This window comes from Nonomuraea sp. JJY05, assembly GCF_043496855.1.
Lineage (GTDB): Bacteria > Actinomycetota > Actinomycetes > Streptosporangiales > Streptosporangiaceae > Nonomuraea.
Genome location: NZ_JBIEIS010000038.1, coordinates 58,616 through 74,601 on the forward strand (window position 1 = coordinate 58,616; position 15,986 = coordinate 74,601).

A 15,986-nucleotide genomic window follows, 5' to 3' on the forward strand; every position below is an offset into this window, starting at 1 on the left:
GGTGGCCATTCTGCAAGCGTTCCATCTGGTCAAGCGGTTCGGCGGGGTCACCGCCGTGCGCGACCTCAGCCTCACCGTGGGCGAGGGCGAGGTCGTCGGCCTGCTCGGCCCCAACGGCGCGGGCAAGTCGACCACCCTCCACATGCTGCTCGGCCTGATCACCCCCGACGCGGGCACGATCCGGATGTTCGGCCGCGAGCTGGCCCGGCACCGCACCGAGACGCTCAGCCAGGTCAACTTCGCCGCCAGCTACGTGGACCTGCCCGGCGTGCTGCACGTGCACGAGGTGCTCGACGCGTTCGCCCGCCTCTACGCGCTGCGCCAGCCGCGCCGCCGGGTGGCGGAGATGATCGAGCTGTTCGAGCTGGGCCCGCTGCGCAGGCGGAAGATGATGGACCTGTCGTCGGGCCAGCGCACCCGCGTGCACCTCGCCAAGGCGCTGCTCAACGCGCCCAGGCTGCTGGTGCTCGACGAGCCCACGGCCAACCTCGACCCCGACGCCGGCGACCGCGTGCGCGGCCTGCTGTCCCGACTGGCCAGGGAGAACGGCAGCGCCATGCTGATCACCTCGCACAACATGCGCGAGGTCGAGCGCATGTGCGACCGGATCCACTTCATGTCGGACGGCGTCGTCGTGGCCGCCGGCAGCGCCAAGGAGCTGGCCGGCCGCTACGGGGCCGAAGACCTGGAAGAGGTGTTCCTGAAGGTGGCACGCGGATGACCTCGGTGACCCTGCCCCCGTTGAGCCTGGCCGCCCGGCGCACGCGCGTCATGGGCGTGGTCCGGCGCGACTTCGCGGCGCTGCGGCGCAGCCCGGTCAGGATGTTCGAGATCCTGTTCTGGCCGACGATCGAGCTGGTGCTGTGGGGCTTCGTCACGCTGTTCCTGCAGGCGCAGCGGGTGCCGTTCGTGGTGGCGTTCCTGCTCGGGGCGGTGCTGCTCTGGCAGGTGCTGCAGAAGGCCAGCAACGAGATCTCGATCGCGTTCCTGGAGGACATCTGGTCGCGCAACCTGCTCAACGTGCAGGTCAGCCCGCTGTCGAGCGTCGAATACCTGATCGGGCTGGTGCTGTTCTCGCTGGGCAAGGTGGCGTTCGCGGTCGCGGTGATGGCCGGGCTGGCCCTCGGCCTGTACGGGTTCGGGCTGACGAGCCTGGGCGTGGGGCTGGTGCCGTTCATGGGGGTCCTGCTGGTCCTCGGCTGGTCGCTGGGCCTGGTCGGCATCGCGGCGGTGCTCCGCTTCGGCGAGAACGCGCAGGTGATCGCCTGGTCGCTGGTGTTCGTGGTGCAGCCGCTGGCCGGGATCTTCTACCCGGTCTCGGTGCTGCCCGAGCCGCTGCGGACGCTGTCGTGGCTGCTGCCGGCCTCGCACGTGTTCGAGGGGATGCGCACGGTCATGGGCGGCGGCGCGGTGCCGTGGGACCGGCTGGCCTGGGCGGGCGCGCTCAACGTGGTCTACCTGGCGGGCACGGTCGGGTTGTTCGCGTGGGCGCTCAGGTACGCCCGGCGGCACGGGAAGCTCTCCCGCTTCGGGGACTGACCGCTCCGGCGACGGCCGCGGGCCGGGGGGCGAGCGCGGCGGCGATCACGTCCACCAGGCCCTCGACCACCTCCACGCGGTCCACCTCGGGGTGCTCCAGCCACCAGTCGCCGGTCGTCTGCACCATGCCGACGAACGCGTGCCCCAGCACCTGCGCCCGCACCGGGTCGGGCACCGCGCGCTCGGCGACCAGCAGGGCGCCGAGCTCCTCGCCCAGCCCCCGCACGAGCGCGGTCATGTGGGAGCGGATCCTGGAGTCCTCGGCGCTGGCCCGGTGGAACAGGAACCGGTAGAGGTTGCGGTTGGCCGAGATCAGGTCGAGGTAGACGCCGATGGTCGCCCGCGCCCGGCCCCGCACGTCGGCCCCGGGGGCGAGGAGCTCAGGGCGCAGCTGGGCGATGACCGTGCGCACGTGACGGTCGGCCAGCGCCTGGTAGAGGCCGCTCTTGTCGCCGAAGTGGCGGTAGAGGATGGGCTTGGTGATGCCGGCCTCGGCGGCGATGGCCGCCATCGAGACCTCGGGGCCCTGGACCAGGATGACCCGGTCGGCCGCGTCGAGCAGCGCCCTGCGCCGGTCGGGGTCCCGTCCATTCACCCGCCCAGGATAGGCCGCCCCCGAATTCGCCCTTCACCTGCCCAGGACGGACCGCAACCTGCCGGGCAGCAGCGCCGAGAGCACCAGCAGCGCGCCGATGATCGTGTAGAGGCCGGTCATCCCGGCCATCGTGCCGGGCGGCTCGCTCAGCTCGGCCCAGGGGACGCCGTTCGGCTGCGACCACGGCAGGCCGCCCTCGCGTGCCCAGGGCAGGCTGCCCGCCACGCCGAGCGCGGCGTTCAGGTCGAGGGCGAACACGGCCCCCGCCGCCGCCAGCGGGATGCCGCAGCCGAGTGCCGCCGCGGGCCAGGCGGTCAGGAGGGTGACGATGACGGCCACCGCGGCCAGGTAGCCGAGCGCCGCGGGCGCCGGGCCGAACGCGGCGTTGCTCGTACGCAGGGCTCTGGCGGCCGCCTCGGTCAGGTAGTAGACGGGCACGAGGGCGGCCACGCCTGCGGCGGCTCCCACCAGATGTCGATTCTCACGGGTCACACCGCCTTCGTCCCCGCCTCGTGCGCCGATTACGCACGTCAGGTCGCCGGCCTCCAGCAGCGCCGCCGCCTTTACGTCGTAGATCACACGTTCGCCTCGAAATCGCGAAATTACTGGAAAATGCTGGGACTGTTGGTACGCTCGCGCCATGAGTGACCGGCTGGACGATCTCGAGCGGCGGATCGACGAGCTCCGGGCGGGCGTGCGCAAGGCGATGCGGGTCAGGGACGGCGCCACGGCGCGTGCCCTGCGGGCCGAGCTGCGTACCGCGGAGCGCGAATGGGACGCCCTCGTGAGCGGCGAGCTGTCACAGGCCAAGCCGGAGCCGCCGCGCCTGGTGACCGTGCGCGAGCAGGTGCACCAAGGGCTGCGGCTGCTCGGCGCGGCCGCCCAGCCGCGGCTCGTCGTGGCCGTCAGCGACGTGTTCTTCGGCGGCACGATCCGCAGCGCCCAGCTCACCAGCCTGCGAAGGGACGAGGAGCGCTCGTTCCGCTCGTCGCCGCACGGCCGGCCGTACTACCTGTGCGCCGCGCTGACCGACCGCCTCTCCCCCGCCCGCGGGCTGCTCACGCTCAGCACCTGGCCGCTGGAGCGGCGCGTGGTCGGCCCGCTCAGCCCCCGCGTCGACTTCCTGACCTGCGCCATCGCGGTGGCCTCGCACGACTCGCCCGACGGGCGGGCCGACCGGTTACTCCTGCGGATGGCCAGGAACATCCCCGGCGCCACCGACGGGACGCTGGGCCCGCCCGACCCGGAGCGGGTGATCGAGGCGGCCCGCGCCGAGCTGCGCGTGCACGGCGACCGCGACACGCGGGATCGCGCCGAGCTGGCAGAACGCGCCGCGACGCAGCTCGGTGACGCCGCCCGCCTGTTCGGCGCCGCTACGCTGAGCACGATCAAGAAGGAGAACGCGAAGTGAGCGGCTTGAAGCGCGAGGGCGAACACATCCAGCGGCTTGACGCGTTGCGCGGCACGACGCCGCCCCGCCCGCACGACGCCCGCGCCATCGCGGCCCTGGCCGCCAACCCCGGCTGCACCCGCCGGGCCCTGCTCGACGGCGCCGGCATCGACAAGGACGCCGCCGCCCGGCACCTCGGTTTCCCGGCGCCGTTCGGCCAGTCGCCGTTCGCGATCACGCGCGGCAACATGTTCGAGTCGCTGGTCAAGGCCGACGGATGCGCTGAGCTGCTGCGGATGCTGCGCGAGCTGCTGCGCCTGCCGGTCGCCGAGGTCGCCTACCACGACGTCGAGAACGTCGGCGCCCACCTGCGCCACGCCCACACCCGCGCGCTGATCGACCGCGCGGCCCGCGAGGGCCAGGACGCGGGCACGCTGTACGACCACCCGCTGCTGACCCTGGAGATCGCCGGCCACACCGCCTACCTGGAGCCCGACGTGGTGGCCTTCCAGCTCGGCGGCCGCTTCCACATCGTGGAGATCAAGTCGTTCGCGGTGATCGACGGGCAGGCCGACCCGGCGGCGGTCGCCGCGGCCGCGCGGCAGGCGGCGGTGTACGTGCTGGCGCTGCGCACGCTCCTGGAGGAGCTGGGCCACGACCCGGCGAAGGTCTCGCACGACGTGGTCCTGGTCTGCCCTGAGAACTTCGCCAACCGGCCCGTCGCGACCCTCGTCGACGTGCGCAAGCAGATGGCCGTGCTGCGCCGCCAGCTCACCCGCATGACCACGCTCGACCGGCTGCTCGAAGGGCTGCCCGACGACCTCACGTTCGACCTGCGGCCCGGCGAGGACGGGCGGCCCACGCGGCCCGTCGCCGAGCTGGCCGACGCGCTGCGCAGGGCGACCGCCCGCTACGCGCCCGACTGCATGTCCGCGTGCGACCTGTGCTTCTTCTGCCGTGACGAGGCCCGCCAGGAGGGCGCCTCCGACCTGCTCGGCCGGCAGGTGCGCGACGAGCTGGGCGGGGTGGCCTCGGTGGCGGAGGCTCTCGGGCTGGCCGACGGCGCCCGCGACCCGGCCGAGGGCCAGGAGGAGATCGCCCGGCTGCTCCGCAACGCCGAACGCCTGCGCAGGGAGTGCCTCACGTGAGCATGCTGACCTCGCTCGCGCGGCTGCGGGCCCTGGCGGAGGGCATCGCGCAGCCCGTCGCGACCGTCAGGCACTGCCATCTGTCGGACCGGCCGATGGTGTTCATCCCGCTCAAGCTGTCGGGCGAGGCCGCCGCGCCGCTGGCCGCCATGCTCGGCACGGACCGGCGGCAGCCGCGCCTGCTCGTGGTGACCCAGCCGCGCAACCGCGACCTGCGCTTCGCCTGGGCCGCCGAGCTGGCCGGGGTGCTGCTGCCGTACGTCGAGGGCTTCATGGCCGACACCGAGACGGTGGAGCGCAAGAACGCCGACCCCTACGAGCGCGTGCTGGAGGCGCCGCAGCTCATCGTGCCCAACCAGACCGGGGTGGCCTTCACCAGGCTGCTCGGCCGCTCCACGCGCTTCCGCCGGGCCGACGGGCCCTATCCGGTGCCCGAGGCGGTGCCGCTGCTGGGGCGGTGGCTGACGTACTTCGCGGAGCGGGCCGCGTACCCGGGCTCCTCGATGATGCTGGCCGCGACCGAGGAGCTGGGGCGGCACTGGGCGAGCGGGCAGAGCTCCCTGGAGGACGCCAACCTGGCCGCGCTGCTGGCCTGGATCACCAGGGGGCCGGACGACGAGGCCGAGGACCCGCTGATCTGGCCGCCCGCCGGGCCCGCGACCGATCCGGGGTTCGACGCGGAAGTGCTGGCGCCTGCGATGGACAGCGAGTCTCCCGAGCGCATCACCGAGGCGCTGCGCACCCAGCTCGAGCCCACGTGGCGGCTCATGTGGCAGGCCGTCGACCTGCTGGCGGGGCTGGAGGAGGGCTCGAGCGTCGCGCAGCGGTGGGAGCAGGACCGCGGCTCGTTCAGCGGCATGGCGGTGCACATCGCCGAGGGCGCGCCGCCGCAGGCCAGGCGCGACGGGGCGGTCGCCGCCGCGGCCAGGCTGGCCCGCATGGAGCGGGCCCAGGCCGCCTACGACGTGCAGCGCGCCTACGACGACCCCCTGGTCATGGCCGAGTACCGGCTGACCGGGGAGGCGTTCGCGGGCGAGGTGATCGAGACCGTCCCCGACAACACCGAGGGTGAGGGCCGCTCCCGCAAGCTCCGCCCGCTGGTGGTGATCAAGACCGACGACCCGGTACGCCTGGCGCCCGGCACCTCGCTGGGCACCCCGCAGCGCCGCGGCCAGGGCGCCGAGCTCGTGGAGGCCGGCCAGGGCCTGGTCACCCTGAAGATCACCAAAGGCATGGGCCGGGGCAAGACGGCCGCGCCCGGAGCGGTGCCCGAGGTCGGCGAGCGCGTCTGTTACACCTCGCTGACCGACGACTTCCAGGGCTCCCCCCACCTGCCCGACTCCGAGGCCACGCCGTGGACGCACGGCGGGCCGCCGCAGGAGTACGTGCCCGACGACGAGGACGCCCAGGAGGAGTGGTCGTGACCGACAGCCCGGAGCAGGTCATCAGGAACGTCCTCGCCGACCTGCCCAGGCACCGCGGCGTCGTGGTCGACTCACCGCCGGGCGCGGGCAAGTCCACGCTGGTGGTGCGGGCGGCGGCGCACATCGCGGCGACCGGCGAGCCCCTGATGATCGTCGCCCAGACGAACGAGCAGGTCGACGACCTGGTGACCCGCATCTCCGACAAGCACCCCCACCTGACCGTGGGACGGCTGTCGGCCGGCGGTTACGTGCCGCCGCTGCGGCTGCTGGAGCTGCCCGGCGTCCGGGTCGGCACCCGGATCCAGGATCTCGGCGACCCGGACATCGTCATCGCGACCGCCGACAAGTGGGCCTGGATCGGCGACCGGGTGTGGCCGTGGGCGATCGTGGACGAGGCCTACCAGATGCGCTCGGACAAGCTGCTGCGGATCGCGGGGCTGTTCGAGCGGGCGCTGTTCGTCGGCGATCCGGGGCAGCTCGACCCGTTCTCGATCGTGGACGGCGACCGGTGGTCGGGGCTGTCGTGGGACCCGCTGCAGAGTGCGGTGTCGGTGCTGCTGCGCCACAACCCGGACCTCCCGGTGCACCGGCTGCCGGTGTCGTGGCGCCTGCCGGCCTCGGCCGCGCCGGTGGTGTCGCAGGCGTTCTACCCGTTCACCGGGTTCCGGTCGGGGACCTCGCACGGTGACCGGCGGCTGGAGCTGGTGACCGGCGGCATGGGGACCGTGCACGACCGAGCGCTGGAGGAGGCCGCCCGGTCGGGGTGGGCGCTGCTGGAGCTGCCCAACCGGCACACCGTGCGGACCGACGGGGAGGCCGTGCAGGCGGTGGCCCTGCTGGCCGAGCGCCTGCTGCAGCGCGGCGCCGTGGCCTCCTCCGAGCAGGGCGAGCGGCCGGTGACGGCCGACCGCATCGCGGTCGGGGCCGCCCACCGCGACCAGGTGGCCGCCATCCGCGCCGCCGGAGTGCCCGCGGAGATCACCGTGGACACGGCCAACCGCCTGCAGGGGCGCGAGTACGACGTGACGATCGTCCTGCACCCGCTGTCCGGCCGCCGCGACGCCACGGCCTTCCACCTGGAGTCGGGGCGGCTGTGCGTGCTGGCGTCCCGGCACCGGCACGCGTGCGTCGTGGTGGCCCGGGCGGGCATCGCCGAGCTCCTGGACGCCCACCCGTCGGCGGAGCCGGTGCAGCTCGGGGTGCCGGTCAAGTTCCCCGACGGCTGGGAGGCCAACCAGTCGATCCTCGACCACCTGTCCCACCACCGGGTCTGACGCCGTATCCGACGCGGGGGCTGACTCGGGGGCCGACGCCGTGTCCGACGCCGTGTCCGACGCTGGGCCCGGCCGTCAGACGCGCTGCTGCCAGACGTCGATGACCAGGACGGGGCGCATGCCGGCCGACTCGTAGAGCCCGAGCGCCGGAGTGGTGTTGTTGGAGTCGACGTGCAGGATCGTGCCCTTGCGGCCGCGCGCCGCGTCGGCGGCGAAGGCGTGGCGGAGCAGGAAGCGCCCCAGGCCCCGGCCGCGGAACTCCGGGACGACCGCGAGCGTGGCCACGTAGCCGCAGCCCTCGTCGGGGACGAACTGGTTGTTGGCGATCAGCACCCCGGCGGGGCGGCCGTCGAGGCGGGCCAGCGTGAGCTGGGCCCAGTCCGTCGTCGACTGCGCCTGCCTGCGCGAATACCACACGTCGTAGTCGACCGGCACGAACCCGAAGTGCTCGGCGAAGCCCTCCTGGTGCACCCGGTGCGCATCGCGCCGCGCGTCCTCGCTCTCCCCCGTGTGCAGGGTCAGCCCGGCGGGCGGGGCAGGCGGCTCCACGGGCCCCGCGTGGTCGATGCGCATGCGGTGGAAGCTGGTGCCGGGAGCGAAACCGCGGGCCTCGGCCGTGGCCCGCTTGGCGACGTCCGCGCGGTAGACGCCGATGTGCAGGGTGGCGCCGTCGTGGCCGGCCTCTGCGGCCAGCTCGCCGGCCCGGCCGATCACCAGGGGCCAGAGCCGGTCGTCCAGGCCCGCCCGCTCTGGATCAGGGCCGGGCCGTACGATCACGTCGACGTCCACCGTGTCGCTGTCGCCGACGCGGCACGCCCAGGCCCAGCCGTCGAGACGGCCGTCGCCGTCGCGGGCGAGCCAGCCGTCCCGGTCACGGTCGAAGCCGGGCTCGGCCAGCTCGTCGGCGACGTCGTCGAGCGTCATGTCGGGGCCGCCGATCACCGCGGTGTCGTAGGCCGAGATCAGCTCGTGGATGGCCGCGGCGTCTTCCGGACGCGGGCGGCCGAGGGTGTGGTGCATAGCGGGGATTGTCCACAAAACACCGGCCGCGCGCCTCCCATTTTTCACGGGGTCGCCTCGGAGGCGCGCTCGGCCGGGTGCTCAGCCCGCCGCGGGGCTGACGGCCTGCTCGTCCTTGGCGGGCGCCGGGGCGCCGCCGCGCAGCGGGATCTCCTTGACGAACGCGGCCAGCACGGGCACGGCGACCGCGAACAGGATGGCCCACCAGAAGACGCCGGAGATCGAGGTCGCCAGCGACTCCAGCAGCCCGGTGCGCATCTGCGCGGGCATGTGGGCGACCGCGGAGGGGTCCATCCTGCCGCCGCTCTTGGCCACCCGCTCGGCCGCCTGCGCGCCGAAGCGGGAGGTCAGCTCCGACAGGAGGTGGTTGTTGAAGATCGCCCCGAACAGCGAGACGCCGAACGAGCCGCCGATCGACCTGAAGAACGTGGTGGCGCTGCTGGAGACACCCAGGTCCTTCTGCTCGACGCTGTTCTGCGCGATGAGCATCGTGGTCTGCATGAGGAAGCCCATGCCGAGGCCGAGCACGGCGATGTAGATGCCGGTGACCCAGGAGGCGGTGTGGACGTCCATCGTGGACAGCAGCCACATGCCCGCGGCCATGCCGATCCCGCCGAGCACCGGGTAGATCTTGTACTTGCCCGTGACGGTGATCGCCTTGCCCACGAACAGCGACACGACCATCGCGGCGCCCATCATCGGCAGCATCAGCAGGCCGGAGTTGGTGGCCGTGGAGCCCTGCACCATCTGCTGGAACAGCGGCAGGAAGTTGATCGCGCCGAACATGGCGAAGCCCAGCAGGAAGCCGATGATCGAGATCAGCGTGAAGTTGCGGTTGGCGAAGAGCTGCAGCGGCATGATCGGCTCCTCGACCTTCCGCTCGACCGCGACGAACAGCGCCAGCGTGACCGCGGCGATCGCGACGAGGGTGAGGATCTGCCAGGAGCCCCAGGCGTACTCGTTGCCGCCCCAGGTCGTGATGAGCACCAGGGCGGTGATGCCGACGGACAGCAGTCCGGCGCCCGCCCAGTCGATGCGCACCTTGTTGCGCAGCTTCGGCAGGTGCAGCTGCGTCACGATCATGGCCAGCGCGATCGCGCCGATCGGCAGGTTCACGTAGAAGGCCCAGCGCCAGTCGAGGTGGTCGGTGATGAAGCCGCCGACCAGCGGGCCCGCGATCATCGCCAGCGACATGACGCCGGCCATGATGCCCTGGTACTGGCCGCGCTCGCGGGGCGGGACCAGGTCGCCGATGATCGCCATGACGTTCACGATCAGGCCGCCGGCGCCGAGGCCCTGGATCGCGCGGAAGGCGATCAGCTCGGCCATGCCGCCGTCCGCCCCGCCGAGCAGCGACGAACCCGCCATGCCGCAGAGAGCGGAGCCGACCATGAAGATGACGATCGAGACGATGAAGATGGTCTTGCGTCCGTACAGGTCGCCGATCTTGCCCCAGATCGGCGTCGAGACGGTCGTGCCCAGCACGTACGCCGTGACGACCCAGGACAGATGCGTCAGACCGCCGAGCTCCCCGACGATGCGCGGCATGGCCGTGCCCACGATCATGTTGTCGAGCATCGCCAGGACCATGGCTAACATCAGTCCCGGCAGAACGACCATGACCTCGCGGCGCCGTCCGACTGCCTCCGCCACCAGACACCCCCCATTGCGTTTCGGATCTTGCTTACTTGCCGCCCGGCAAGCATAGAGTAAGGTAGATACTTACTTGCCGGCCGTCAAGTCGAAAAGGTGTGAAGTGCGGGAAGACACTCGGACCCGGATCCAGGAAGTCGCGCTCCGGCTGTTCACCGAGCAGGGATACGAGGCGACATCACTGCGGGAGATCGCCGAGGAGCTCGGCGTGACGAAGGCCGCCCTGTACTACCACTTCAAGACGAAGGACGACATCGTCACGAGCCTGGTCGGCAACCGGCTGGTGGAGCTCGAGGAGCTCCTGGCGTGGGCCCGGAGCCGGCCGAAGACGCCGGAGACGCGGCGCGAGCTGGTCGAGCGCTACGCCGCCGGGATCAGGCGGACCCAGCACATCGGGGTGGCCAGGTTCCTGGAGCGCAACCAGACCGCCCTGCGCGACCATCCGACGCTCACCAAGACCCGCGAGCTGATGATGGAGCTGGTGAACGAGCTGAACGAGCCCGGCGCCACGCCTGTCGAGCTCGTCAGCCGCGCGACGGCGCTGTTCGCGATTCACGCGGGGAAATGGATGATCGACGAGGGCCGGCTGTCCGAGGACGAGGTCGAAAAGGCCTCCCTGGAGGTCGCCATGCGCCTGCTGGAGCCATAGCTTTCGGACTTTGAACCTCTAACGGGACGATTGACGCACTGTAACGAGGGAAGGGGACGGACACGCATCCAGACGGAAGGAGGGGGCCCCACGTGGAGGCCACGATAGCGCTCCGACTGCCCCGGGATGCGGCGAGCGTCCCCCTGATAAGACAGATGCTGGACGGTACGCTGCGTTCCCTCGGCGTCGATCCGCAAATCCGTGACGACATCGAACTCATGCTCACCGAGGCGTGCTCCAACGTGATCAGGCACGCCGAGCCAAGCGATGACTACACAGTCAGCGCGTCCGTCCTCGATGACCGGTGCGTCATCAAGGTCATCGACAACGGAGAAGGCTTCGACCCCAACAAGATCATCAATCCCGAGCCGGGCGCCGAGCACGGCCGCGGGCTGCTCATCATGCGCGCGCTCGCCGACGACATCCGGTTCGTCAACAGGCACGAGCACGGCGCGGTGGTCTGCCTGGAGAAGCGGCTGCGGTACGCGCCGGGGGCCGCCGGGCTCCACCTCATGGCCATGTGACCGGCCCCCGGTCACCAAAGGCTCGTACGCCGCTCCATCGGGCGATGCCCGCGGATCCGCGAACCGCGCAGATCCCCGCCGCGTCCACGTTCCTTGGACTCATGTTCCTTGGGCCCGTGTTCCTTGGGCCCGTGTTCCTTGGACGGGGCGCCGCCGAGCAGGAAGCGGCGGCGCGTCCGGGACATGCTCCCGCTCAGCTGCGCCCGCAGCCGGGCGGGAACGGTGTCCCCGCTGCGCTTGAGCGTCAGCTTCGGCCCGCCACGGGCCAGCCTGGTCAGCCGTCGCCACAGGCCGCGCCAGTCGGTCAGCATCGAGGCGACCATGCCTCCGAAGACGGCCAGCGAGACCACCGAGATGGCCAGCACGGACAGGACCATGAGCAGGAGCACGACGGCGAGGGAGCCGATCGTGCCGAGCACCTCCATCATTCGGCGGAGAATGCCCGGCGCCCAGCGGTTTATGCCAATTTTTCGAGATAGATCGTCCTTACTCCAGCGCGCCATCGGTGCGCAGGTCGAAACGCCCCGGCAGGATGTCGAGCCGGCGCAGGATCACACCCTCGCGCAGCGCCCACGGGCACACCTCCAGCCGGTCCACCTCGAACAGGTCCATGACCGCGTCGGCGACCAGCGCCCCGGCCGCCAGCTGCGCCGCCCGCCCCTCTGACACGCCGGGCAGCTGGGCCCGATCGGCGCCGCCCATGGTGGTCAGCTTGACCGCCCAGTCGGCCATGGCCTGCCTGGACAGCGGCCGGGAGACGTACGGCCCGTCGCTGGAGGGCGCCGCGCCCGCGATCCTGGCGAGCTGCTTGAACGTCTTGGACGTGGCCACCGCGCGGTCGGGCTCGCCGTTCCTGACGACGTCGCCGACCGTGCGGGCGATCTCGGTCCGTACGTGCTTGCGCAGCTTGCGCACTTCCTCGGCGGACGGCGGGTCGGCGGTGAACCAGTCACGCGTCAGCCGCCCGGCGCCCAGCGGCAGCGAGACGGCCACGTCGGGCTCCTCGTCCACCCCGGCGGCGATCTCCAGCGAGCCACCGCCTATGTCGAAGACCAGCAGCCGCCCCGACGACCAACCGAACCACCGCCGCACCGCCAGGAACGTCAGCCTGGCCTCGTCACGCCCGGACAGCACCTCGATGTGCACCCCGCTGCGCTCCTCGACCTGTGCCAGGACCTCCTCGCCGTTGGCCGCCTCGCGCACGGCCGAGGTGGCGAAGGCCAGCAGGTCCTCCACCCCCTTGTCCTCGGCCAGGTGCACGGCTTCCGCCACGAAGGCGCCGAGCCGCTCGATGCCCTTGTCGCCCAGCCGGTTGTCCTTGTCCAGGTATTCCGTGAGACGCAGCCCCTCCTTGTGGGAGTAGGCGGGCATGGGCCGGGCGCCCCTGTGGGCGTCGACGACCAGTAAATGGACAGTGTTCGAGCCGATGTCCAGCACGCCGAGTCGCATGGGAAAACGCTACCGTTATGTCGCTTTTACGGCGAAGCTGAGTCGGAAGTGGTTGAGCATGGCCGGCAGTGCCCCCTCCAAGCGTACGGACGGTCTGACTGAGCGCTCACGCAGGACGGCCTCCAGGAGAGTGGTGGCGGTGAACAGCACGAGGTCCTCCCCCGCGCAGCGCGCGAACCCGGCGCTGAACGGCACGCCCGCCCACTCGACGCCGCCGTCGCGCCACAGCTCGGGGCGGTAGGAGTCGCCGGGCTCGGCCCTGTTCACGTACGGGCTGTAGATCATCGCGGTCGTGCCCTCGGGGACGTCCCACTCGGTCGGGCCGGCGGCCTCGCGCACGATGGCGATCGTGATGGGCCACAGCCGCACGGACTCCAGCACGGTGGCCCGCAGGTCCGCCGGCCCCGGCTGGGCGGCGGCCAGCGCGAGCGCCCGGTAGGCTGCGGCGGCGCCCCCGTCGAAGGCGAACAGCCACTGCGGCACCTGCCCCTCGGGGTGCACGTCGGCCGCGGCGTGCGCACGGGCCAGCCCGCCCGCCAGGCTGCCCGGCTCGGCCCGCGCCAGGTGGCGGGCCAGCCGGCGCCGGAAGGCGTTGAACACGTCGGTACGGCGCCCGCGCAGATCCGACCAGTTGGCGTCGGCGCGCAGCCGGTCGAGCTGCCGGGTGAGGATCACGTCGTCCCGCGCGCCGTCGCCGAGCACGATGCGCCGCACGATCCGCCAGTGCGTGGCGTGGAAGCGCGGCCAGGTCAGCAGGCCGTGGCGGGGCAGCGTGGCGGCCTCCTCCTCGACGACCCGGGCGAAGGGGGCGAATCCGCAGCCGAGCACCTGGTCGTTCAGGGCGCGCCGGCGCTCACGCAGGCCGGGGTCGCGGGTGATCAGCACGCCGTCGGGCTGGAAGTGGCCGAGGGAGCCGCGTTTGGCCCTGGTCGCCGGGGTGAACGCCCGGTCCTCGAGCACCGCGCGCACGTCGCGCGAGGCCAGCGGCAGCATCATCCAGCCGCGTCCGGGCAGCCGCACCAGCAGCGGGCCCTCGCCGTGCCCGGCGCGCAGCCGGGCCAGCAGCCGGATCGCCCGGCCGTCGGCGTCGGCGAGCTCCGCCAGCCGCACCGCGAACGGGCGGCGCGCGACGGGGCCCTGCGCGACCGACGGCAGCGCCACGGCGGCGGCCAGGGCCAGGGTCTCCGCGGCCGTGAGCCGGGGCAGCCGGGTGATCGTGGACATGCTCCAGGGACTACCCTTCCTTGGTGTCGTGGACACGTTTGGGGGGCTTTTGAGCGCTTGCTGTGGGCCGAGCAGAGACGGGGCCGCCGCGGAGCCGTACGCGCGGCCGGTGATCGCCGTGCGGCGGGAGACGCCGCGCGGGATGGTGCGCGTGCCCGGCGGAAGCTTCCTCATGGGCGGCGACGACCCCGACGGCCGGCCGGAGGACGGCGAGGGGCCGGTGCGCGAGGTGCGGCTGGAACCGTTCATGATCGATCCGACGTGCGTGACGAACGCGCAGTTCGCCACGTTCGTCAAGGAGACCGGGTACGTCACGGAGGCCGAGCGGATCGGCTGGTCCTTCGTGTTCGCCCAGTTCGCCACGGGCGGGGTGATGGACGCCACCGTGCCCGGCGCGCCCTGGTGGGTGGGCGTCGAGGGCGCCTCGTGGCGCTCGCCGCAGGGCCCCGGCTCGTCGGCCGGCGACCGGCAGAACCATCCCGTCGTGCACGTGTCCTGGAACGACGCGAGCGCGTACGCCGCCTGGGCGGGCAAGCGGCTGCCCACGGAGGCGGAGTGGGAGATGGCCGCCCGCGGCGGCCTGGAGCGCAAGCGCTACCCGTGGGGCGACGAGCTGGCGCCCAAGGGGCGGCAGCGGTGCAACATCTGGCAGGGCCGCTTCCCGGTGGCGCCGAGCAAGGGGACGGTGCCGGTCAAGTCGTTCCAGCCCAACGGGTACGGCCTCTACAACGTCTCCGGCAACGTCTGGGAGTGGACGGCCGACTGGTGGGGCACGGCCTGGGAGGCGTTCACCGACAACCCGGCCGGTCCCGCGGAGGGCACGGCCAAGGTGATCCGCGGCGGCTCGTACATGTGTCACGATTCCTACTGCAACCGCTACCGGGTGGCCGCCCGCACCTCCAACACGCCTGACTCCTCGACCGGGCACACGGGTTTCCGCTGTGCGGCCCTAGTCTGATCGCATGTCACGAACCCTGCGACTGTTGATCACCGGTGGCGGCACCGGTGGTCACACCTATCCGGCTCTGACCACCCTGTCGGCCGTCCAGCGGCGTCAGGTGCCCCACGACGTGCTCTGGGTGGGCACCGCCAACGGCCTGGAGGCGCGGATCACGTCCGAGCACGGCATCCCCTTCAAGGCGATCACCACGGGGAAGCTGCGCCGCCGTCCGAACCTCAAGGAGCTGGGCACCAACATCGCCGACGTCTTCCGCATCCCGATTGGGGTGCTGCAGGCGGTGGGGCACGCGGCCCGCTACCTGCCGGACGTGGTGCTGTCGACCGGGGGGTACGTGGCGGTGCCCATCGGGGTCGCGGCCAAGCTGATCCGCCGGCCGCTGGTGATGCACGAGCAGACGACGGTCGTGGGGCTGGCCAACCGCATCCTCGCCAGGCTGGCGACCAGGATCGCGCTGTCGCACGAGTCGTCGCTGGAGTATCTGCCCGCCTCCGCGCGCTCGAAGGCCGTGGTGACCGGAAACCCGATCAGGCCCGAGCTGCTGCAGGGCAACCGGGCGGCGGCCTACGACCTGTTCGGGCTGACGTTCGAGGTGCCGCTGATCTACGTGACGGGCGGCGCGCAGGGCAGCAAGCAGGTCAACACCCTGATCGCGGAGATCCTGCCGCGGCTGCTGCCGCACGCGCAGGTCGTGCACCAGTGCGGGCCGGCGTGGATCGACCAGATGCGCGCCGTGGCGCTGCCCGCCGACCTGGCCGATCGTTACCATCCGGTGCCGTACGTGGGCGGGGAGCTCGCCGACCTGTTCGCCGCGGCCGACGTGGTGATCTCCCGCAGCGGGGCGGGGACGGTCTCGGAGCTGACGGCCATCGGCAAGCCGTCCGTGCTGGTGCCCCTGATCCCCACCGGGGGTGACGAGCAGCGCAAGAACGCCGCGTACCTGGTCTCGGCGGGGGCCGCGCGGGCTCTGCTGGAACCGCGTCCGACGGCCGAGCAGCTGCTGGCCGAGCTGATGCCCCTGCTGGCCGACCCGGGGCTGCGCCAGACGATGGGCCAGGCGTCGGCCAAGCTGGGACGCGTGGACGCGGCCGACGCCCTGTGCGACCTCCTCCTGGAAACCGCCCGCCCCACCTGAGCGC

General features: G+C 72.3%; 17 protein-coding genes. 10 read left to right on the forward strand and 7 right to left on the reverse strand.

All coding sequences use genetic code 11. The annotated features are described in order from the left end of the window. The first annotated feature begins 1 nt into the window (after window position 1). Both ACFKCF_RS44055 and ACFKCF_RS44060 read left to right on the forward strand, forming a co-directional pair. Window positions 2-721, forward strand: coding sequence for an ABC transporter ATP-binding protein (locus tag ACFKCF_RS44055; protein ID WP_394501330.1), 720 nt, complete (start codon window positions 2-4; stop codon window positions 719-721). After that, entirely contained in the window at window positions 718-1,539 is an 822-nt protein-coding gene (locus ACFKCF_RS44060; RefSeq protein ID WP_394501331.1) for an ABC transporter permease, read from the forward strand. The genes ACFKCF_RS44055 and ACFKCF_RS44060 overlap by 4 nt, the downstream gene beginning before the upstream one ends. Here the strand turns inward: ACFKCF_RS44060 and ACFKCF_RS44065 are convergent. Together ACFKCF_RS44065 and ACFKCF_RS44070 are read right to left on the reverse strand one after the other, a co-directional pair. Continuing rightward, window positions 1,493-2,134, reverse strand: a complete 642-nt coding sequence (locus tag ACFKCF_RS44065) for a TetR/AcrR family transcriptional regulator (RefSeq protein ID WP_394501332.1) — start codon at window positions 2,132-2,134, stop codon at window positions 1,493-1,495. The two genes, ACFKCF_RS44060 and ACFKCF_RS44065, sit on opposite strands and share 47 nt — an antisense overlap. Before the next feature lie 33 nt (window positions 2,135-2,167). Continuing rightward, window positions 2,168-2,713: a hypothetical protein gene (locus ACFKCF_RS44070; protein WP_394501333.1), complete on the reverse strand. Its 546-nt coding sequence runs from the start codon at window positions 2,711-2,713 to the stop codon at window positions 2,168-2,170. A 61-nt stretch (window positions 2,714-2,774) separates the two neighbouring features. On the opposite strand from ACFKCF_RS44070, the gene ACFKCF_RS44075 reads away from it, so the two are divergent. The 4 genes from ACFKCF_RS44075 to ACFKCF_RS44090 are packed head-to-tail and all read left to right on the forward strand — an operon-like array spanning window position 2,775 to window position 7,370. Beyond that, window positions 2,775-3,545 (forward strand): hypothetical protein, encoded by a 771-nt coding sequence (locus ACFKCF_RS44075; protein WP_394501334.1) that lies wholly within the window; start codon window positions 2,775-2,777, stop codon window positions 3,543-3,545. Then, window positions 3,542-4,672, forward strand: a complete 1,131-nt coding sequence (locus tag ACFKCF_RS44080) for a hypothetical protein (protein WP_394501335.1) — start codon at window positions 3,542-3,544, stop codon at window positions 4,670-4,672. Before ACFKCF_RS44075 ends, ACFKCF_RS44080 begins: the two co-directional genes overlap by 4 nt. A 2-nt stretch (window positions 4,673-4,674) precedes the next feature. Continuing rightward, entirely contained in the window at window positions 4,675-6,096 is a 1,422-nt protein-coding gene (locus tag ACFKCF_RS44085) for a hypothetical protein (RefSeq protein ID WP_394501404.1), read from the forward strand. Next, window positions 6,093-7,370 carry an AAA family ATPase gene (locus ACFKCF_RS44090; RefSeq protein ID WP_394501336.1) on the forward strand — a complete coding sequence of 426 codons (1,278 nt, stop codon included), beginning with the start codon at window positions 6,093-6,095 and terminating at the stop codon, window positions 7,368-7,370. Before ACFKCF_RS44085 ends, ACFKCF_RS44090 begins: the two co-directional genes overlap by 4 nt. A gap of 75 nt (window positions 7,371-7,445) precedes the next feature. Here ACFKCF_RS44090 and ACFKCF_RS44095 read toward each other — a convergent pair whose 3' ends face one another. Continuing rightward, a complete protein-coding gene (locus tag ACFKCF_RS44095) occupies window positions 7,446-8,390 on the reverse strand; it encodes a GNAT family N-acetyltransferase (protein WP_394501337.1) in 945 nt (314 codons plus the stop codon). Window positions 8,391-8,471: 81 nt separating this feature from the next. Continuing rightward, the gene (locus tag ACFKCF_RS44100) at window positions 8,472-10,043 is read right to left on the reverse strand and encodes an MDR family MFS transporter (RefSeq protein ID WP_394501338.1); all 1,572 of its coding nucleotides are present in this window, start codon (window positions 10,041-10,043) and stop codon (window positions 8,472-8,474) included. Window positions 10,044-10,146: 103 nt separating this feature from the next. On the opposite strand from ACFKCF_RS44100, the gene ACFKCF_RS44105 reads away from it, so the two are divergent. Together ACFKCF_RS44105 and ACFKCF_RS44110 are read left to right on the forward strand one after the other, a co-directional pair. Continuing rightward, window positions 10,147-10,692 (forward strand): TetR/AcrR family transcriptional regulator, encoded by a 546-nt coding sequence (locus ACFKCF_RS44105; RefSeq protein WP_394501339.1) that lies wholly within the window; start codon window positions 10,147-10,149, stop codon window positions 10,690-10,692. 92 nt (window positions 10,693-10,784) lie between these two features. Continuing rightward, window positions 10,785-11,216, forward strand: coding sequence for an ATP-binding protein (locus tag ACFKCF_RS44110; RefSeq protein WP_394501340.1), 432 nt, complete (start codon window positions 10,785-10,787; stop codon window positions 11,214-11,216). Between the two features lie 11 nt (window positions 11,217-11,227). Here the strand turns inward: ACFKCF_RS44110 and ACFKCF_RS44115 are convergent, their stop codons facing one another. From ACFKCF_RS44115 to ACFKCF_RS44125, 3 genes are read right to left on the reverse strand one after another with little or no spacing between them, the layout of a single operon-like run. Beyond that, window positions 11,228-11,644 (reverse strand): hypothetical protein, encoded by a 417-nt coding sequence (locus ACFKCF_RS44115; protein ID WP_394501341.1) that lies wholly within the window; start codon window positions 11,642-11,644, stop codon window positions 11,228-11,230. 58 nt (window positions 11,645-11,702) lie between these two features. Continuing rightward, window positions 11,703-12,665 carry a Ppx/GppA family phosphatase gene (locus ACFKCF_RS44120; protein WP_394501342.1) on the reverse strand — a complete coding sequence of 321 codons (963 nt, stop codon included), beginning with the start codon at window positions 12,663-12,665 and terminating at the stop codon, window positions 11,703-11,705. A gap of 15 nt (window positions 12,666-12,680) precedes the next feature. After that, window positions 12,681-13,889 carry a cytochrome P450 gene (locus ACFKCF_RS44125; protein WP_394501343.1) on the reverse strand — a complete coding sequence of 403 codons (1,209 nt, stop codon included), beginning with the start codon at window positions 13,887-13,889 and terminating at the stop codon, window positions 12,681-12,683. A gap of 142 nt (window positions 13,890-14,031) precedes the next feature. Here ACFKCF_RS44125 and ACFKCF_RS44130 point away from each other — a divergent pair, with 142 nt between their 5' ends. Continuing rightward, on the forward strand, window positions 14,032-14,847 hold the full coding sequence (locus tag ACFKCF_RS44130; protein ID WP_394501405.1) for a formylglycine-generating enzyme family protein: 816 nt from the start codon (window positions 14,032-14,034) through the stop codon (window positions 14,845-14,847). A 4-nt stretch (window positions 14,848-14,851) separates the two neighbouring features. Further along, window positions 14,852-15,982: a UDP-N-acetylglucosamine--N-acetylmuramyl-(pentapeptide) pyrophosphoryl-undecaprenol N-acetylglucosamine transferase gene (locus ACFKCF_RS44135; RefSeq protein ID WP_394501344.1), complete on the forward strand. Its 1,131-nt coding sequence runs from the start codon at window positions 14,852-14,854 to the stop codon at window positions 15,980-15,982. Window positions 15,983-15,986 lie beyond the last annotated feature (4 nt).